Origin of the sequence: Halorhodospira neutriphila (genome assembly GCF_016584055.1) — a bacterium.
GTDB classification, from domain to species: domain Bacteria; phylum Pseudomonadota; class Gammaproteobacteria; order Nitrococcales; family Halorhodospiraceae; genus Halorhodospira; species Halorhodospira neutriphila.
The window spans coordinates 1-18,574 of the sequence record NZ_NRSH01000036.1 but is presented as its reverse complement, the minus strand read 5'-3'; the positions used below and the strand labels follow the sequence as shown (position 1 = coordinate 18,574).

The following is an 18,574-nucleotide window of genomic DNA, read 5'->3' as shown; positions in this document are numbered from 1 at the left end:
CCGCTCCACGCTCGCCCGGTCGACCGCGAAGCGCCGGTCGACGGCCTCGAGCCGGTAGGTCAGCGGCGCCTCGCAGGGCCCCGCCGCCCCCGCCGCCGCGGGGACGAGGCCGCCCGCGGCGACGAGGGGCAGGAGGAGCGCCCGGAGCAGGCCCTGGCCGGTGACTGGCTTGCGCATAGGCATCGCGGCCGCCCCGCGGTGGCCCCTCGCCGGGGCTAGCGGGGGGACGGCACCCCGTCGTGTAGCGTACCCTACGGGGTAGAATATACGGCTCATCCACTGCGGATCGCCAGAGCCCGCCGCCGAAGAAGAGACCGCCATGCCGAGCGAGCCCAACCCCGGCGCCGACCTGGCGCGCGTGCGCGACACCGCCCCCCTGATCCACAACATCACCAACCTCGTCGCCATGACGCCCATGGCCAACGTCCTGCTCGCCCTGGGCGCCTCGCCGGCCATGGGGCACGCCCGCGAGGAGGTCGCCGACCTCACCGCCCTGGCCGGCGCCCTGACCGTCAACATCGGCACGCCCTCGCCGCACTGGGCCGAGGCGATGGCCGAGGCCGCGGCGGCCGCCGAAGCCTCGGGGACGCCGTGGGTGCTCGACCCGGTCGCCGTCGGCGCCACCCCGTACCGCCGCCGCATCGCCGGCGAGCTCCTCGCCCGGCGGCCGACGGTGATCCGCGGCAACGCCTCGGAGATCCGCTCCCTGGCGGCGGAGCAGGGCAGCGGCCGCGGCGTCGACAGCACGGAATCGACCCGGGCGGTGGCGGAGGAGGCCCGGCGGCTCGCCGAGCAGACGGGCAGCGTGGTCGCCGTGACCGGCGAGGCGGACCTCGTCACCGACGGCCCGCGCGCCTTCTGGGTCCACGGCGGCCACCCCCTGATGGCGCGGGTCACCGCCCTGGGGTGCGCCCTCACCGGCGTCGTGGCGGCGTTCGTCGCCACCGCCGAGGACGACGACGCCCTGGCCGCCACCGCCTCCGCCCTGGCCTGCTACGCCGCCGCCGGCGAGCGGGCCGCCGAGCACGCCTGCGGGCCGGGGAGCTTCGCCGGGCACTTCCTCGACACCCTGTACGGCCTGACGGGTGAGGGCCTCGAGGCGCGCCTGCAGGCCGCGGCGCCCCGCTAGGGCGTGGGCATCCTCGACACGGCGCGGGGGCCGGCGGCCTCCCTGCGGGGCTCGCCGCGGGGCGGCGCCAGCCAGGCCGAGCGGGGCATGACGCTCATGGCCGTGGCCATGCTCCTGGTCCCCGGCATGGACGCCCTCGCCAAGCTCCTCTCGGCCCAGCTCTCGCCCTTCCAGATCGCCTTCATCCGCTTCCTGCTGCAGTCCGCCTTCCTCGGCGGCCTCCTGGCCTGGCAGCGCCGCCTGGCCGTGCCCGCCGCGGCGCTGCCCAGGCTGGTGCTCGCCGGCGCCCTGGTGGCCGGGGCCATCGGCTGCCTCTTCTGGTCGCTGACGGCCCTGCCCCTGGCCAACGCCATCGCCATCTTCTTCGTCGAGCCGCTGCTCCTGACGCTCCTCTCCGCCCTCCTGCTCGGCGAGCGCGTCGGCTGGCAGCGCCTCGCCGCCGTCGCGGTGGGGCTGGGCGGCGCGCTGATCGTCATCCGCCCCAACTGGGCGGCGTTCGGCGGGATGGCCCTGCTGCCCCTGCTGGCCGCCCTCTTCTACGCCGGGCAGCTGACCGTGCTCCGCTCCCTGGCGGGGCAGCTCCCGGCAACGCAGGTGCAGGGCTACAGCGCCCTCTTCGCCGCCCTGCTCCTGGGCGCGGCGCTGGCGATCGGGAGCGGGCAGGGCGTCGAGCTGCTCGCCTGGGACACCCCGCAGGGGGTGGCGTGGCTCTACCTCGCCGGCATCGGGGTCCTGTCCACCGTCGGCTACCTGCTCATCTCCGGGGCGATGCGCCGGGCGGGCGCGAGCATCCTCGCCCCCTTCCAGTACCTCGAGATCATCAGCGCCACCCTCCTCGGCTACCTCATCTTCGGCGACCTGCCCGACGCCCTCACCGGCCTCGGCACGGCGATCATCCTGGGCGCCGGCGGGTACGTCTTCTACCGGGAGCGGCGGAGCGCCCAGGCCGACGGCCCTCGGCCGCCGGAGTAGGGCCGGCCGTACAGGGAGCGGCAACAACCCTCTGCAAAGTATGGTAATGTCGGGGGCTACCAATCCAGGCGAGAAGCGGGACGGGCCCTCGAATGGAGCTCCTCGAGCGGTGGCTGCCGATCGAATCGGACCTCCAGGCCTTCCTCGCCGCGGCCGGCGAGGCGGCCGAGCAGCTCGGCGCCAGCCGCCTCGAGCGGGCGCCGACCCTGCTGCGGCTCAGCGAGCGGCTGCGCCACGCCGGCGCCGGGCGGGGGCAGCCCCTGCGCGCCCGGCTGCGGCTTGAGGGGCCGGAGCTCGCCGCCGAGTGGGGCGAGGCGGGCCACGCCTTACCCGTCGCCCGGGCCGCCGCCGGCCAGGCCCCCTCGCCGGAGGCGGCGGAGCGCCTCCGCGAGCGCCTCGCCCAGCGCTTCGCCCACCAGGACCCGGAGGCGCTGCGCCAGCGCAACGAGCAGATGAGCGCCCGGCTCGCCGCCAACCGCGAGCAGATGGAGGCCGAGCTCCGGGACCTCCAGGAGGCGCTGGAGCAGCGCCAGCGGGAGCTGACGCGGACCATCCTCGAGGCGGAGACCGACCCGCTGACCGGCGCCAAGAACCGCCGCGCCTTCAACCAGGCCGGGCCCCAGGCCTTCCGCCGCACCCAGCGCCAGCAGACCGAGCCCCTCTCCGTGCTGCTCATCGACCTGGACCACTTCAAGGCGGTCAACGACAGCTACGGCCACCAGTACGGCGACGACTACCTCCGGTGGGCCGCCGAGCAGATGGGAGCCGCCATCCGCAGCGAGGTCGACACCCTCTTCCGCATCGGCGGCGACGAATTCGCCATCCTGCTCTTCGCCGACGCCCAGGCGGCGTGCGCGCGGGCGCTGGAGATCCTCGAGGGCCTCGAGGGCCAGGCGAGCATCGGGGTCGCCACGCTGGCGCCGGGCGACAGCGGCGAGGGCGGCTTCGAGCAGCTCCTCGAGGCCGCGGACCGGGCCCTCTACGAGGTCAAGGAGAGCGGCCGCGGCCAGGTCGCCCACGCCGGCTGCCGTCAGCGGGGGACGGCCGCATGCCCGCGCCCCGGCGGCGAGGCCCCCCTCCCCTGCGCCAGCGGAGCCGGGTGAGTTGCTGAGCAGCCACGAGGCCTGCCGCCTGCTCGGCGAGCTCCCCGCCGCCCGGGAGAGCGACCGCATCGCCCTGCGGGCGCGCCTGCTGGCCGCCGCCCAGCGCTACGGCTTCCCCGCGCCGGAGCGGGAGCGCATGGCGCTGGCCTGCTACGAGCTGGCCACGAATATCGTCAAGCACGCCGAGGGCCGCGGCCTGGTCCAGATCTGGTACCAGCCCGGCCCGACCCTCGACCTCTTCGCCGTCGATCGCGGGCGGGGGATCGCGGACCTCGCCCAGGCCCTGCAGGACGGCTTCTCGACGAGCGAGACCTTCGGCAAGGGGCTCGGCAGCCTCGAGCGGCTCAGCGACTACTGCGAGATCTACTCCGTGCCCCGCCGGGGCGCCGGCCCCCGGCGAGGCTGGCACGGGACCGCCGTGCTGGCCCGCTTCAGCCGCGCCGCCGAGGCCCTCCCGGCCGGCGTCGGCCTGTTCAGCCGCAGCCTCCACGACGACCGCGCCAACGGCGACCGGCTCTTCCTCGAGCAGGGCAGCCACCACACGCGCTGGCTCCACGTCGACGGCCTCGGCAGCGGCCCCCGGGCCCAGGCCTCCTCGGCGCCCCTGGCGCAGGCCCTGGCCGCCCAGACCGATCCCGTCTGGGTGCTCGAGGCGTGCGACCGCCTGCTCGGCGCGGGCGGCCACCGGGCCGTCGCCGCCGCCGGCCTGGTGCGCCACGCCGGGCGGGGGCTCGAGCTCGCCGGCGTCGGCGACGTCCACGCCCACCTGATCGACGACGGCGCGCAGCAGCCCGAGAAGCGACAACTGGGGTTCGCCCCGGGTATCCTGGGCGCGGTCCACGGCCGGGCCAGCACCCACCGCCTGAGCCTGGCGGCGGGGGCGCTGGTCGTCTCGGCGAGCGACGGGATCCGCCGCCGCTGGAGCCTGGCGGACTTCCCGCGGCTGCCGAGGCACCACCCGCAGCTGATCGCCTACCTGCTCGGCTATCAGCTCGGGCGCCTCGCCGACGACCAGTCCCTGGCGGTGATCGCCGCGACCCCCGGCAAGGCGGGCACGGCGGCGGGATCCTAGGCGCAAGGGAGGAGCGGAGACGATGACCCACGCTGAGCAGCCCTTAACCGAGAAGCTCAAGTCGCTGTTCGCCGCCGAGGTCGACGGCCTCGCCGGCTGGCTGGAGGCGCCGGCCCGCGAGCACTTCGGCGGCCGCCACAACCTGCTCGACGACGCCGAGATCACCGACCTCGCCTACGAGCTCCAGGAGCTCATCGGCGAGCTGCTCGGCGCCGAGGCGCCGTTCAGCACCGAGAGCGCCCAGTACGAGGCCCTCGAGCGCTTCTTCGTCAACCTCGCCCGCAAGGTCCTCGCCCGCGGCGGCGAGATCGAGGGGCTCGTCCGCTACACCCAGGCCCTGCAGCAGCAGCTCATCGCCGGGCTCGCCGAGATCAACCAGGTCGACTTCGTCCGCTCGCGCTCGGTGCTCGCCTTCTTCTCGGGGATCTTCGTCGAGCTGCAGCTCACCGTCTTCCGCACCTACCTCGACCAGAAGGACGAGACCATCCGCGCCCAGGAGTCGGAGCTGCGCGAGACGGCCACGCCGATCACCGAGATCTGGAGCGGGGTCGTCACCCTGCCGATCATCGGCACCCTCGACTCCGACCGGACCGTGATGATCATGGACGCCCTGCTCAACCGCATCGCCCAGGACCACGCCCGGGTGGTGGTCATGGACCTGACCGGCGTGAGCAGCATCGACTCCCAGGTCTCCCACCACCTCATCCAGATGGTCCGCTCGGTGCAGCTCATGGGGGCCGAGGCGATCCTCACCGGCATCCGCCCGGAGATCGCCCGCGCCCTGACCCAGCTCGAGATCGACCTCGGCAACGTCACCACCCGCGGCAACCTCGCCGACGGCCTCCAGCACGCCTTCCACCTGCTCGGGGTCAAGGTGGTGCCGATGGCGGAAGGGGAGCGCTGATGCTGCGCGCCGGCGTGCGCATCACCGCCATCGCCGCCGGCCGCGCCCTCCTCGAGCCGGGCCACGAGGTCACCCCCGCCGAGCCCGACGCCCTGATCGAGGAGATCGTCGGGCGGGCGCAGGCCCTCGGGGCGGAGACCCTCTACTACGACCTCGGCGAGGTGGAGATCATCGACGCCGTCTACCTCGCCTACCTGAACCGCCTCGCCCGGGCCTGCCGCACCGCCGGCATCCGGCTCGTGGGCATCCACCTCCAGCCGAGCACCGCCTACGCCCTCGCCGGGCTGCTCACCGAGCCGCCGGCCTTCGAGACCGAGCGGACCGTGCCGTTGTAGGGAGAGCCGAGCTCACCCCCGTGCCGGCCGCACGCCCGGCTCAGCGCCTGGGCGGCCGGACGCCGCCCTTGCGGCGGATCCCGAAGCCGACCCGAGATTGTCATGCCTTATCGCCCGCATCCCCGGGCTTCGCTCCACCATCGCGGTCTTGTGGTGGATGTTGGTGCGGTAGTTCTTCGTATAGGCACCCGGTTTGGTAAAAGCGAAATTTGCATAGCCAAACTCTGCAAATTCCGCTCAAGATAAACTTGCAGGCGGTTTTTTGGCGCCGTCCCGGATTGTGTGGGTGACTCAGTCATCAGGTCAGGCGGCTTCTGGCCTACATGTTGTGCCGTAGGGTGACGCCGGCAGATGGGTGAGCTTGCCGCCGATGAGATAGCACACGGTAATCAGGTTGCGCGTGGTGCGAAAGCCTCGGGCGCGCGCCTTGGCCGCCTGGATCTGGGCGTTCATCCCCTCGACGGAGCCATTGGACAGGCGCGAGTCGAAGGCGTTGAAAATGCCCTGCCAGTGCGCCTTGAGCGTCAGCGCCAGGCGCTTGAACGGCTCCAGCCGGCAGCGCCGGGCCCAGCTGTACCAGGCCTTGAGCGCTTGCTCGGCCTCCTCGCGGTCGGCGGCGCTCGTCAGCAGCTCGCGCAGGGCCTCCTTGAGCCGCCAGGCACGGGCGGTCTTCAGCCGCGTCCGGGAGAGGTGATGGAGCTCGGTGAGCTGCTGGAGCGAGTGGCGCCAGGCGTCCTTGAGCCACACCCAGCGGGTGCGCTTGAGCACCGGCTCGGTGCGCACCTCGGCGCGGCGAACCTCGTCGACGGCGTGATTCGCCAGCTGGACGACATGGAAGGCATCGAAGGTGATCGCCGCCTGGGGCAAGTGCCGCTACACGCCGGCGATGTACGCCTTGCTCATATCGATGCACGCCGCCTCGATGGCCTCCGGCCTAGCGCCGTGCTCGCGCAGATCCTCGGCAAAGCGGCCCACCCTGGCCTGGTCCTGGCCCTCGCAGGCGAAGAGCAGTCGCCGCTCCTCGAGCTCCTGGAAGACCGTGATGTAGTTCTGCCCTCGGCGCGAGGCCGTCTCGTCGATGCCGACTGCACGGACGCCGCTGAAGTCCTCCTGGGCGCGGGCGGCCCCGACGTAGTGATCCAGGATGCGCCAGACCGGGTCGTCGCCGATGCCCAGATAGGCCGCCACCTGTCGGACCGGCATCTGCTGGCAGAGGGTGATGACCAGGGCCTCGAACAGCTCCGAGAACCCGCTCTCCGGCCGCGCCCAGGGCACCTCGACCTGCTTGGTCTTCCCGCACGCCTGGCAATGGACCCGCGGCACGGCGGCGTGGATGTAGGCCTGGTGCTCGAAGAAGTGCAGGTGCTGCCAGGTGCGCTCGCGGGTGTCGTGGACCGGCTGCCCCTCGGCGCCGCAGGCCGGGCAGGCGAAGCGGCTGCCACTGGCGAAGGTGACATCAAAGTCGATGCGCTTGGCCTCGGCGTCGAAGCGGATGTCGCTAACCTCCCAGGGCGCGCTCAGCCCCAGTGCGGCGGTGAACAGGGCGTGCTCTTGAGCCATGGCATCTCCTCGCTGGGCAGGGGCGGCGAGGCACAACATATCGGGTCAGGCCATCGGCCTACTACCCCCGCGGTAACCGGCTGTTACCCACACGATCCGCGAAAGGACCATAAGAGGAGACCGTACATTGTCATTATAACACCACCCTTCTTCACCAGTGTTATACGGAGGATCGATAAATATGCAGTCCACCTTACCTGCGTGGGTGGGCAAGAGCGCCTTCAGCGCTTCTAGGTTATCGCCGTGAATTATCAGATTATCATCCAGTGATGCTTCCTCGCCCTCAGAAGGCAAGGACTTCTCCGGCACCACTTGCAATTCCCGAAATGGCACCCCGAGGTGGTGAGAATAGACGAACTGTTTGCCCTTAAATTCCAGTGTCGGCATCAAATACTCCTTATCCAGTCAAAGCACTCTTTAAGGGCCGGCATTTGATCCTCAATTTCCTCTGGCCTCATGGCCTGCAACTGCTCTTCCTGTTTAATAATGGCGTCTTCGCCCTTTTCCTCAGCGCCGGTAATTTGTTCGATAGTACCCTGCGGCCAAGCCCAGACACTGAATTGTTTTAAATTTTTATGCGTACCTTCCGCAATCTTGCGGCCTTCCTCGTCCAAGGCAAAGCAGGCCCATATATCGGCAGCCTCCCAGCCGGTTTTCGAATCTTTCTTGGGCAAACCATTATCATGAAGGCTAAAGCCGTGTTGTGGCTGCAGACGGGCCAAAACTTCTTTGGCCTTGGCCATATCTTGCGCTTCCCGATCCAGCAAACCGCCCTTGCGCGCATGGGTGTATGCAAAATCCAAATCGACAACGGCGCAGGCGTGGATGCCCATTGCCTCCATCACCGGTAATGCCTTGGGAATATCAGCGCAGGAGCCCAGGGAAACGAAGGCTATGTGATCTAGCTCCGAGGGCTGCTGATAAAGTCGCTCGTAGGCTAGGGGCAGGAGACGGCGGTCAGTTTTTCCCTCGCAGAGGACCACCCGGTCGGCGAAGTAGATCTCCGCAAGATTACCCAGCTCGAAAATAGTACGTGACTGGCTCTCCGCTCCCTCAATTGCCTCTTCTACGGCTTCCCGAAGGGGCTTTCGGGTATTGACACCATCTCCGCCAGTTTTGCCCGTAATTACAGTGTCCGCTGCGTTATCCCTACTGAGCATCAGGGGGGAATGAGTGGAGAACACTACCTGGAATCCGGCGGTAGCTAGGCCAGCCAAAGCCTGCCTCAACCGACGAACACCTTGCGGATGTAAGTACAACTCAGGCTCGTCTATCAACAGCAATCGGCGTGAAGGTCTACCCTCCTCCCCAGAGCGCGTTTCCGCCAAGTAGCGAATCAGGGCCATTTGGATGGCACGCTGAGCCCCTGTCCCCATTTGATCGAAGCGCCGCCGGTCTCCGGTTGTCTGGTCCGTTACATGCAGATCACCGGCCTTGAAAAAATCTTTTAATTCGACCACCTGCAAATCCAGGTCTAGCGTTAAGCCAGGAAAAAAATGCTCCAGTGCTCCGCTGGCGTCAGCGTCAAACTGTTGCAAATGGTCGGAGCGCTGCTCGCCCTCAGCCGAAAGGACGTTGCGAATGCTTTCCAGCGCCGTGTTCAACTCAGCGTGAGCTTCCAGCAACGGCCCCATGATTTCATCAAGCAGGCCCTTAATGGTGGTACCCGCCTTGGCTTTTCCAAGGTCTTCACTGACATCATCCATGGCCTGCACCACCAGTGGCTCCGGCAACAAGGCCGAAACAGCGTCTGGTAGCCCCGTCGGATAATCACGCCAGTGCCCGGGCGGACCATCATCGGGACACTGATCGATATCCCATACCTCTTTCTTCATCGTCTTAGCGGTTGTCCCGGTGGCCTTTACCCGAATCCACAGGCGACCGCCACGGCAATAAGGTTCAATCGCCTTCCGGTGCTTTGTCTCAGGGATCCTATCCAGTATCTCTTCGGTAATGCCGTCAATGCACGCTGTCACTTCTACCGGCTGTTCTGGCTCGTAAAAATCTTGTTTATCAAGAGCTGTCGGCTTTAAAACCCAGCTAATCGCATCAAGTATTGTTGATTTGCCAGCATTATTTTGCCCCACTAAAGGTGTGTATCCGTCCAGGGGCAATGTTACCTCCCGGCACGCTCTGAAATTGTTGATAATCAAATGACTTAGGCGGTGCATTAAGCGTCCCTTTTGATTGATTTACTAAAGCGAAAAAGCGCGGGCGGATCTGGTCAGGGCTGACCACGTCACGGTCGAGTTGGCGGCCCTCGTAGACCACCGGCTCGTCGAGCTGCTGCCAGCGGCGCTCGCGGGAGAGGCGCTCGCGGTGCTCCACCACCTCCTCGGCCTCGATCTCGCCGCCCTCCCGGGTGCGCTCGGTGTCGATGTGCCAGATGCGGTGGTCGACGTTGACGCCGTCCACCACCGACTGCTCCAGGGTGTACTCGCTGGCCACGTTCTGCTGGAAGAAGGCGTAGGTGCGCTTGTCCGGGGTGGCGGTCAGCCCGACGAGGAAGCTGTCGAAGTACTCCAGCACCTGGCGCCACAGGTTGTAGATGGAGCGGTGGCACTCGTCGATGATGATGACGTCGAAGAACTCCGGCGGCGCCCGCTCGTTGTAGGCCACCGGCACCGGCTCCCGGCCCATCCCCGCCGGGCCGCCAGGCTGCTCCTCGACGCGGTGGAGGTGCTGGCCCGCCTCCTTGCGCTTGGCCTCGACGACGCCCGCCGGCTGGCCATCCACCAGGAGCAGGTAGTCCATGGGGCCGGCGTCGGTGGGGTACTCGCGGACCGCCACGCCGCGGCCGGCATTGGGATCCAGGCCCTGGCGGTCCTGGACCTCCCACCCCGCCGCGCGGAGCTGGCCGTCAATGGCGTCGCGGGCCGCTTGCTCGGGGTGCTGGTTGGGATCCTTGGCCATCCTCTCCCTTCATCTCGACGAGCCGCCACCCGGATTGTGCCCGAGGGTTTCGGCCATACGCATCCGGTACCCCAACACCCTTGCGGCTGCTCGGCGGCCACGGGGCTCGCCGACCTCATCGAGCTGCTCGCCCCGCTGGACGCCGATCTACGGCGCTACCGAGGCACCCTACCTGCGGCAGGCCGCCGGGCATCGGTGCCCCGTAGTCCACCACTCCGACGATGGGACGGCTGCGGCTCTGCACCTCAGGCTTGACGCTTTACGTAAAAGATAAAATCATTGAGCAATGATCAGGACCTTCCGGGATAAGACGACGGCTGCCCTGTTTCTGGGCAAGCCAGTCAAGCGGCTCCCGCCGGAAATCCGGAAGCGGGCCCGGGAGAAGCTGGATATGATCCACAACGCGCATGCCCTTGAGGACCTGCGGGTGCCGCCGGCGAACCGCCTGGAGGCCCTATCGGGAGACCGGGAGGGCCAGTACAGCATCCGCATCAACCAGCAGTGGCGGGTGTGCTTCCGGTGGGAGAACGCAGAGGCCTTTGAGGTCGAAGTCACCGATTACCACTGAGGATGGCGGGACCATGAGTATCCGTATCGAGGACCTAGAAAATACCGATTACGAGGAGGTGGTCGAGGCCGGGGGGGAGGAGATCGCCCCGACCCGGCCCGGCGATACCCTGCGCCACGATTTCATGGAGCCCTTCGGGCTAAGCGCCAATGCGCTGGCCGGGGCCCTGAGTGTACCGCCCAACCGGATCACTGGCATTCTCAATGGCACCCGTCGAGTAACCGCCGAAACAGCTCTCCGCTTGGCCCGTTACCTCGGTACCACGGCTCACTTCTGGCTCAATTTGCAGGAGCAATACGACCTGACCGTGACGGCTGCGGAGCAGGGTGAGCGGATTGCTCAGGAGGTCGAGCCGTTGAGCAGGGAAGGGGCGGGCTGAGAGGCTTTGGCCCCACGCCGCCTTCCCGATAGGCTTGGGCGCCATGACGCGCGCGACCTTCGGCCGGACCTGGTGGGGCGAGCAGTGGCTCGGCGCCCTGCACCAGATCGATCACACCAACCGCCTGCCCCGAGGGCGGCGGTACGCCAACAACGGCTCGGTGCAGGCCCTCACCATCGAGCACGGCGAGGTATCGGCCCGCGTGAAGGGGTCGCGCCGCAAGCCCTACGAGCTCCGCCTCCAGATCCCAGCGCTGGAGCCAGGGCAGGCGCGGCAGCTGATCGACACCATCGCCGATGACCCGGCCCTGCTCGCCGGGCTGCTCAACCGCCAGCTCGACCCGACCGTCCTGGAGCGCGCCCAAGAGGCCGGCATCCCGGTCTTCCCGGGCAGCTGGCAGGAGCTGGCGATGCACTGCTCCTGCCCGGACGGAGCGGTGCCGTGCAAGCACCTGGCGGCGGCCATCTACCTCCTGTCCCGGGAGATCGATGCCGACCCGTTCCTCGTCTTCCAGCTGCGCGGGGTCGACCTGATCGCCGCGCTGCGCGAGCGCGGCCACACCATCCCGGGCAGCGAGACCGACGGGGCCCCGCCGAGCCTCGCCGCTGCCCTCAGCGCGATCGCCCCCGGGCCGGACACCCTGGCAGCGGATCCCGCAGCCCTTACCGAGGTGGACTACTCCCGGCTGCCGGACCGCGTCGACGCCACCCCGGACGCGCTCCCTGACGAGCCGCCCATCGGGGGGCTGAGCAGCTACCGCAAGCTCTGGCGCACCCAGATGCGGCGGGTGGCGCGCCAGGCCCAGCGGGAGCTGGCCCAGGCGGCCCGCCATGACGCGCAGGAGCAGGAAGCCCCGGCCGAGGCCGCCGCCCTGGCCCCAGAGGACCGTCCCGCCCTGCTCCTCGATGCCGACGGCGAGGCCCGCATCGACGGCTGCTCGGCGGCCACGGAGCTCGCCGACCTCATCGAGCTGCTCGCCCCGCTGGACGCCGAGCGGGTCGCCGACCTGCAGCCCGAGGCGGCAGCGCTGCACGCCGCCTACCGCGCAGCGCTGCACCTGGCCGCCGCCGGCGCGGCCGTGCCCTGGGTGCTGGCCATCGACCGGGGCGGCACCAGCGTCCTGTGGATGCCGGCGCGGCTGGACCCGGAGGTGGACACCCTGCTCCAGGCCCTCGCCGCCGGGTCGCCGGAGGGGGTCCTCCGCGTGGCCGATCCGGACGTTGACGGGCGCCTCGACCGCGCCACGCGCGTGCGGCTGCTCTGCGGCCTCCTCATGGACCACTGGATCCGCGAGTGGAGCGAGCTCTCCGCCAGCGCGGGGGCGGACGCGGTGGCCGACCTGCTCTTCGGCGGCGGCTGCGCCTGGCTCTCGGACCCCGGCCAGGGCGGCACGGCCGCGAGCCTGCACCACTGGCTCCGGCGCCTGCACCTGGCGGAGTCGGCCCGGACCCTGGTCCTGCGCATCGATGAGCCCGAGACGGAGGCCTTCCGGCTCTCCATCGAGGTCACCGAGGACCGGGACGGGATCGGGGATCAGGCGCACCGATCCCTGGCCGAGGCGCTGGCCGAGGGCGGCCCCGGCCACGGCGACCTGCTGCGCACCACGGCAATGCTCGCGGACGCCTACCCGCCGCTTCGGGCGTACCTGCGCGACGGCGCCCGCACGCCGCTGCCGCTGACCCTGGACGAGCTGCCGGAGCTGCTCTTCGAAGTCCTCCCGACCCTGCAGCTGCTCGGGGTCCGCACCCTGCTGCCGCAGTCCCTGGAGCGCCTCGGCCGGCCACCACGCGCTACCATGAGCCTCAGCGCCAGTGAGCCCGGGAGCGACGGGCACCTCGACGCCAATGACCTGTTCCGCTTCGACTGGCAGGTGGCAGTCGGCGACGCCGTAGTCGACCCGGAGACCTTCGAGGAGCTGGTGGCGGACGCAACCGGGCTGGTGCGCTTCCGCGGCCAATACGTCTACCTGGATCCCCAGGAGATCGAGCGGCTCCGCCGCAACCTGGCCGACCCGCCGAGGGTGGACGGCGCCGAGCTGACCCGGATCGCCCTCGCGGGCGAGTACGGCGGCACCCCGGTGAGCCTGGACGACAGCGCCCGCGAGCGGATCGTGGCCCTGCAGCAGGACATCGAGCGCCCGCCGCCACGCTCGCTGGCGGCCGACCTGCGCCCCTACCAGCAGCGGGGCTTCCAGTGGCTCTACGGCAACGTCCGCGCCGGGCTCGGCGGCGTGATCGCCGATGACATGGGCCTGGGCAAGACCGTGCAGATCCTGGCCCTGATCGCCCAGCTCCAGGACGACGGCGAGCTGACGGACCGGCCAGCGCTGGTCGTGGTCCCGACCAGCCTGCTGAGCAACTGGCTGCGGGAGATCGAGCAGTTCGCCCCGAGATTGAGCGCAGCCACCTACCACGGGCCCCAGCGCAGGCTCCCCGGCAGCGGTGAGCAGCCCGACATCGTGCTCACCACCTACGGCGTGGCGCGGACCGATGCCGCCCGGCTGCGCCGCCACTCCTGGCGGCTGGTGGTCGTGGACGAGGCGCACAACCTCAAGAATCCCAAGGCCGCGCAGACCAAGGCGGTCAAGTCCATCCCCGCCGGCGCGCGGGTGGCCATGAGCGGGACACCGGTGGAGAACCGCCTGACCGAGTACTGGAGCCTGATGGACTTCTGCAACCCCGGGCTCCTCGGGACGCTGAAGCGCTTTACCCGGGCGTACGCCACCCCCATCCAGACCCACGGGGACCAGGACACCGCCGCGCGCTTCCGCCGCGTCACCGCCCCCTTCCTGCTGCGGCGGCTCAAGACCGACCGCTCCATCATCACGGACCTGCCGGAGAAGATCGAGCAGGATCAGCTCTGCCAGCTCACCGCCGAGCAGAGCGCCCTGTACGAGTCCGTCGTGCGCGAGGGGCTGGAGGTCATCCACGGGACCTCGGACACCTTCCAGCGCCAGGGGCTGGTGCTGCAGATGATCCAGGCGCTGAAGCAGATCTGTAATCATCCCCGCCAGTACCTGAAGGAGGGCGATACGGCCGCCGAGGCGTCGGGGAAGATGCAGCGCCTGCTCGAGCTCCTCGACCCGATCCATCAGCGCCACGAGAAGGCCATCGTCTTCACGCAATTCCGGGAGGCCGGCGAGCTGCTCCAGGTGGCGATCGGCCGGGCCACCGGCCGCCAACCCGGCTTCCTGCACGGCGGCCTGTCCCGGCGCCAGCGCGACGCGTTGGTCCAGCGCTTCCAGCAGGACCGTATCGACCGGGTGCTGGTGCTATCCCTCAAGGCCGCCGGCACGGGGCTGAACCTGACTGAGGCCGCCCACGTCATCCACTTCGACCTCTGGTGGAACCCGGCCGTCGAGGCCCAGGCCACCGACCGCGCGTACCGCATCGGGCAGTCGCAGACCGTGCAGGTCCACCGCCTGCTGACCCAGGGGACCTTCGAGGAACGGATCAACGACATGATCCAGTCCAAGCGCGCCCTCACCGAGATGACGGTGGCGGACAGCGAGCAGTGGATCGGCAACCTGGATGATGCGGAGCTGAGCCAGGTATTCAGCCTGACGCGGGACGGCTGAGGCGGCTACAGCCCCTGGCCGGTCGAGCCGGCACTGGCGGATGAAAAGATCGATGTGGTCCTGAGCACCCCGCTTCACGGCGGCGATCGGTGCATCGATGAGGTGGCCCGGGAAGAGGGCGTGGAGCTGTGAGCGCTGGTAATCGGCCGAGGCCTGGCGTGCGCTGCGCGAGACCCGCAACGCCATTGCCCACGAGTACCCGGATCAGCCCGAGATCCGGGCGGCGGTCCTGAACCGCTTCCTGCAGGATGCCTCTGAGCTGCTCGCCTTCTGGGAGCATGTGGAAGCGGCCCTGCAACGGCTCGGCCACCTTCGCTCCTCGCCCCCGCCTACGTAGAAACCCGCATACCCAACAACCGCCAGCGCTCCTACCTTGAGGGAAAGCGGCCGGAGCAGAGAGGGGGGTGTCATGGGTGCTCGCAAGGGTGCGGTGGTCACGGGCTCCACGAGCGGTATCGGCCTGGGCATCGCCCGGGCGCTGGCGGCGCAGGGGGCGGATCTCATGCTCAACGGCCTGGAGACGCCGGGGGAGGTCCAGGAGCTCTGCGCCGAGATCACCAAGGACCACGGCGTCGAGGTGCGCTACTCCTCCGCCGACATGGCGGATGGGGAGCAGGTACGGGCGATGATCGCCGAGGCGGAGTCGGCCTTCGAGGGGGTCGATATCCTGGTGAACAACGCCGGGATCCAGCACGTCGCCGAGATCGAGGCCTTCGCCCCGGAGAAGTGGGACGCCATCCTGGCCATCAACCTCTCCGCGGCGTTCCACAGCACGGCGGCGGCGCTGCCCGGCATGAAGGCGCGGGGCTTCGGGCGCGTCATCAACATCGCCTCGGCGCACGCCCTGGTCGCCTCGCCCTACAAGAGCGCCTACGTCGCCGCCAAGCACGGCGTGGCCGGGCTGACCAAGACCGTCGCCCTGGAGAGCGCCGAGCACGGCGTCACCGTCAACGCCGTCTGCCCCGGCTACGTCCTGACGCCCCTGGTGGAGAACCAGATCCCCGAGACCGCCCGGGCCCGGGGCATCAGCGAGGCGGCGGTCAAGCGCGACGTCCTCCTCGCCGCCCAGCCGACGAAGCAGTTCGTCGAGGTCGAGCAGATCGCCGCCCTGGTGACCTTCCTGGCCTCCCCGGCGGCGGCCTCCATCACCGGCGCGGTGCTGCCCATGGACGGCGGCTGGACGGCGCAATGAGCACGAGCCCCGCCCCGCGGCGGGCGCTGCCCGAGCACATCAGCCAGATCGCCCTGCTCCTGCAGGGCGGCGGCGCCCTGGGCGCCTTCCAGGCCGGTGTCTACCAGGGCATCGCCGAGGCGGGCTACGCCCCGGACTGGATCGTAGGCACGTCCATCGGCGGCATCCAGGCCGCCATCCTCGCCGGGAACCCGCCGGAGGCCCGGCTCGAGCGCCTCCGGGCGTTCTGGGACCGGATCACCCGCGCGGAGTGCCCCCCCGGGCCGGCGTGGGACGATCCGCGGCGCGGCGCCTACAACCGGGGCCAGGCCCAGCTGGCCATGGCCCTCGGGCAGCCGGGCTTCTACCACCCGCGGTGCTGGGACGCCCCGTGGCTGGCGCCGAGGGGCACCGACGGCGCGCGCAGCCTCTACACCGTCGAGCCGCTGCGCCGGACCCTGGAGGCGCTGATCGACTTCGACCGGATCAACGCCGGCGCACCGCGCCTGAGCCTGGGGGCCGTCAACGTCCGCAAGGGGCGCACCACCTACTTCGACTCGGCGCGGCAGCGGATCGGCCCGGAGCACGTGCTCGCCAGCGCCGCCCTGCCCCCGGCGTTCCCGCCCGTGGCGGTCGACGGCGAGCTCTACTGGGACGGCGGCGTAGTCTCCAACACCCCCCTGGAGCTGGTCATCGACTCGATGCCCCGCTACTCGACCCTGTGCTTCATGGTCGACCTGTTCGACGCCGAGGGCGGGGCCCCGGCCAACCTCGAGGAGGTCATGGAGCGCCACAAGGACATCAGCTACGCCAGCCGCTCCGAGGGCCACATCGAGCAGTACCGGCAGCTCCACTACATGCGCCGGGCCATCAGCCACCTGATCGGCCAGCTCCCCGCCGAGCGCCAGCAGGACCCGGAGATCCAGGAGCTGGCCCGCCACGGCTGCCGGACGACGATGAGCATCGTCCACATGATCTACCGCAGCGTCCCGACGGAGACGCACAGCAAGGACTACGACTTCTCGCGGACGTCGGTGCGGGACCACTGGCTGAGCGGCCTGCGGGACGCCCGGACCGCCTTCGAGCAGGCGCGCTGGCTGCACCGCGCCCCCGGCGACCTGGGCGTCGAGGTCGAGGAGATCGTCTCCGATGCCTACCGGAGCTACTTCCGGGACTAGACCCGCACCTGCGCCAGCGACGCCGCCCCCACGGCCACGGCCACCAGGCGGTCCACGCCGAGGGCGACGCCGGCGCACTCCGGCAGCCCCGCCTCCAGGGCCGCCAGCAGGGCCTCGTCGAGGGCGTGGACCGGCTGCCCGGCGCGGCGGCGCTCGGCCTGCTCGGCCGCGAAGCGGGCCCGCTGCGCGGCGGGGTCGGTGAGCTCGTGGTAGCCGTTGGCGATCTCCAGGCCGTCGACGAAGCACTCGAAGCGCCGCGCCGTGCGCGGGTCGGCGTCGTCGAGCCGGGCCAGCGCCGCCTGGGAGGCGGGGAAGCCGTGGAGCAGGGTGATCGTGCCGCGCCCCAAGGCGGGGCCGACGGTGTGGGAGAGGAGCAGGTCCAGGGCCGCGTCGCGCCCCGGCGCCGCCCCCTGCAGCTCGATGCCGGCGTCGTGCAGCGCCGCGGCGATCTCGGCCTCGCTCGCCGCCAGGGGGTCGATGCCGGCGTGGGCCCGGAAGGCCTCGGCGTAGCTGAGCCGCTCCACGGGCCGCTCGCCGCCGACCGCCGCGACCAGGGCGGCCACCTCGTCCATGAGCTGGTGGTGGTCGAGGCCGACGCGGTACCACTCCAGCAGGGTGAGCTCGACGGCGTGCCAGCGCCCCCGCTCACCGGCCCGCCAGGCGGGGCCGAGGTAGTAGATGTCGCCGCTGCCGGCGGCGAGCAGCCGTTTCATGGCGGACTCGGGGGAGGTCTGCAGGTAGAGCGGCCCGCCGTCGGCCGCGGCGCCGGGCACGGCGAGGCTCTCCAGGGCCGGCTCCATGGCCGCCGGCCCGAGGCACGGCGGCTGCACCTCGAGCACGCCGCGCTCGGCGAGGAAGGCGCGGATCGTCGCCAGGCAGGCGGCCCGGCGCTGCAGGGTGGCGCGGTCGGCGCCCGGCCGCCAGCCGGCGGTCACTTGTTGGCGCGGCCGACGTACTCGCCCTTGCGGGTGTCGATGCGCAGCACCTCGCCCTCCTCGATGAACAGCGGCACCCGCACCGAGGCGCCGGTCTCGAGCTTGGCCGGCTTGCTGCCGCCGCTGCTGGTGTCGCCGCGCACGCCCGGGTCGGTCTCGACGACCTGCAGGTCGACGAAGTCCGGCGCCTCGACCTGCAGCGGCTCGTCGTTCCAGAGGACGACGTTGCAGAGGTCCTGCTCCTTGATCCACTTGGCGGCCTCGGCGACGGCGCTCTCGGGGGCGGCCTTCTGCTCGAAGGAGCTGGGGTCCATGAAGTACCAGAACTCGCCGTCGTTATAGAGATACTGCAGGTCCTTCTCCATAACGTCGGCGCCCTCGACGCTGTCGCCGGACTTGAAGGTCTTCTCCACCACCCGGTTGTTCTTGAGGTTGCGGAGCTTGACGCGGCTGAAGCCCTGCCCCTTGCCGGGCTTGACGAACTCGTTCTCGACGATGGTGTAGGGATCGCCGTCGAGCATGATCTTGAGCCCGGCCTTGAACTCGTTGGTGCTGTAGGTCGCCATGGTGCCCTCAAGTGTGCGAAGTTGGACGGGATGCTAACCGATACGCCCCCGCAGCCCAAGCCGGCGGACGGCGCCGCCGCCCTGCCCGCCGAGGCCTGGCGCCGGGAGCTCGCCGCGGCCGGGGCGTGGAGCGAGGCCGGCAGGCCGAGGCGCGCGAGCAGCTCGGCGGGGTCGTCGATGGCCGCGGCGAGCTCCCGGCGCCAGGCCTCGGC

Annotated in this window: 17 protein-coding genes and 1 pseudogene; 12 read left to right on the top strand and 6 right to left on the bottom strand. The window is 70.2% G+C overall.

The genetic code is table 11. The annotated features are described in order from the left end of the window. Nucleotides 1-319 precede the first annotated feature (319 nt). The 6 genes from thiM (at nucleotide 320) to CKO13_RS04820 (ending at nucleotide 5,515) form a co-directional block, all read left to right on the top strand. Nucleotides 320-1,129, top strand: a complete 810-nt coding sequence (gene thiM / locus CKO13_RS04845) for a hydroxyethylthiazole kinase (RefSeq protein ID WP_200257383.1) — start codon at nucleotides 320-322, stop codon at nucleotides 1,127-1,129. A gap of 3 nt (nucleotides 1,130-1,132) precedes the next feature. After that, a complete protein-coding gene (locus tag CKO13_RS04840) occupies nucleotides 1,133-2,101 on the top strand; it encodes an EamA family transporter (protein WP_200257380.1) in 969 nt (322 codons plus the stop codon). A 92-nt stretch (nucleotides 2,102-2,193) separates the two neighbouring features. Further along, nucleotides 2,194-3,204 carry a GGDEF domain-containing protein gene (locus CKO13_RS04835; protein ID WP_200257378.1) on the top strand — a complete coding sequence of 337 codons (1,011 nt, stop codon included), beginning with the start codon at nucleotides 2,194-2,196 and terminating at the stop codon, nucleotides 3,202-3,204. A 1-nt stretch (nucleotide 3,205) separates the two neighbouring features. Beyond that, on the top strand, nucleotides 3,206-4,276 hold the full coding sequence (locus CKO13_RS04830; protein WP_200257375.1) for an ATP-binding protein: 1,071 nt from the start codon (nucleotides 3,206-3,208) through the stop codon (nucleotides 4,274-4,276). Between the two features lie 22 nt (nucleotides 4,277-4,298). Beyond that, nucleotides 4,299-5,180 (top strand): STAS domain-containing protein, encoded by an 882-nt coding sequence (locus CKO13_RS04825; protein ID WP_200257372.1) that lies wholly within the window; start codon nucleotides 4,299-4,301, stop codon nucleotides 5,178-5,180. Next, nucleotides 5,180-5,515 (top strand): STAS domain-containing protein, encoded by a 336-nt coding sequence (locus tag CKO13_RS04820; protein WP_200257369.1) that lies wholly within the window; start codon nucleotides 5,180-5,182, stop codon nucleotides 5,513-5,515. Before CKO13_RS04825 ends, CKO13_RS04820 begins: the two co-directional genes overlap by 1 nt. Before the next feature lie 303 nt (nucleotides 5,516-5,818). Here CKO13_RS04820 and CKO13_RS04815 read toward each other — a convergent pair. The 4 genes and pseudogenes from CKO13_RS04815 to CKO13_RS04800 all read right to left on the bottom strand — a co-directional run bounded on the left by CKO13_RS04815 (nucleotide 5,819) and on the right by CKO13_RS04800 (nucleotide 9,988). Continuing rightward, nucleotides 5,819-7,075, bottom strand: a pseudogene (locus tag CKO13_RS04815) (ISL3 family transposase). 45 nt (nucleotides 7,076-7,120) lie between these two features. Next, complete coding sequence (locus CKO13_RS04810; protein WP_200257367.1) at nucleotides 7,121-7,462, bottom strand: hypothetical protein; 342 nt, start codon at nucleotides 7,460-7,462, stop codon at nucleotides 7,121-7,123. Further along, the gene (locus CKO13_RS04805; protein ID WP_200257364.1) at nucleotides 7,462-9,246 is read right to left on the bottom strand and encodes an ATP-dependent nuclease; all 1,785 of its coding nucleotides are present in this window, start codon (nucleotides 9,244-9,246) and stop codon (nucleotides 7,462-7,464) included. Before CKO13_RS04805 ends, CKO13_RS04810 begins: the two co-directional genes overlap by 1 nt. Continuing rightward, entirely contained in the window at nucleotides 9,149-9,988 is an 840-nt protein-coding gene (locus CKO13_RS04800) for a DEAD/DEAH box helicase family protein (RefSeq protein WP_200257362.1), read from the bottom strand. Before CKO13_RS04800 ends, CKO13_RS04805 begins: the two co-directional genes overlap by 98 nt. 286 nt (nucleotides 9,989-10,274) lie before the next feature. On the opposite strand from CKO13_RS04800, the gene CKO13_RS04795 reads away from it, so the two are divergent. The 5 genes from CKO13_RS04795 (at nucleotide 10,275) to CKO13_RS04775 (ending at nucleotide 16,861) form a co-directional block, all read left to right on the top strand. Next, complete coding sequence (locus CKO13_RS04795; protein WP_200257360.1) at nucleotides 10,275-10,556, top strand: type II toxin-antitoxin system RelE/ParE family toxin; 282 nt, start codon at nucleotides 10,275-10,277, stop codon at nucleotides 10,554-10,556. Between the two features lie 13 nt (nucleotides 10,557-10,569). Then, nucleotides 10,570-10,935, top strand: a complete 366-nt coding sequence (locus CKO13_RS04790; RefSeq protein WP_200257359.1) for a HigA family addiction module antitoxin — start codon at nucleotides 10,570-10,572, stop codon at nucleotides 10,933-10,935. Between the two features lie 43 nt (nucleotides 10,936-10,978). Next, complete coding sequence (locus CKO13_RS12915; RefSeq protein WP_200257358.1) at nucleotides 10,979-14,512, top strand: SNF2-related protein; 3,534 nt, start codon at nucleotides 10,979-10,981, stop codon at nucleotides 14,510-14,512. 409 nt (nucleotides 14,513-14,921) lie between these two features. Further along, nucleotides 14,922-15,704, top strand: coding sequence for a 3-hydroxybutyrate dehydrogenase (locus CKO13_RS04780; protein WP_200257357.1), 783 nt, complete (start codon nucleotides 14,922-14,924; stop codon nucleotides 15,702-15,704). Further along, on the top strand, nucleotides 15,701-16,861 hold the full coding sequence (locus tag CKO13_RS04775) for a patatin-like phospholipase family protein (protein ID WP_200257356.1): 1,161 nt from the start codon (nucleotides 15,701-15,703) through the stop codon (nucleotides 16,859-16,861). The genes CKO13_RS04780 and CKO13_RS04775 overlap by 4 nt, the downstream gene beginning before the upstream one ends. On the opposite strand, the gene epmA is transcribed toward CKO13_RS04775, so the two are convergent. After that, nucleotides 16,858-17,796 (bottom strand): EF-P lysine aminoacylase EpmA, encoded by a 939-nt coding sequence (gene epmA / locus CKO13_RS04770; RefSeq protein WP_200257355.1) that lies wholly within the window; start codon nucleotides 17,794-17,796, stop codon nucleotides 16,858-16,860. The genes CKO13_RS04775 and epmA overlap by 4 nt on opposite strands. Beyond that, complete coding sequence (gene efp, locus CKO13_RS04765; RefSeq protein WP_200257354.1) at nucleotides 17,793-18,362, bottom strand: elongation factor P; 570 nt, start codon at nucleotides 18,360-18,362, stop codon at nucleotides 17,793-17,795. The genes epmA and efp overlap by 4 nt, the downstream gene beginning before the upstream one ends. Before the next feature lie 21 nt (nucleotides 18,363-18,383). On the opposite strand from efp, the gene CKO13_RS04760 reads away from it, so the two are divergent. Then, nucleotides 18,384-18,574, top strand: a 191-nt coding sequence (locus CKO13_RS04760; protein ID WP_200257352.1) for a hypothetical protein, incomplete at its 3' end; no start/stop codon positions are given.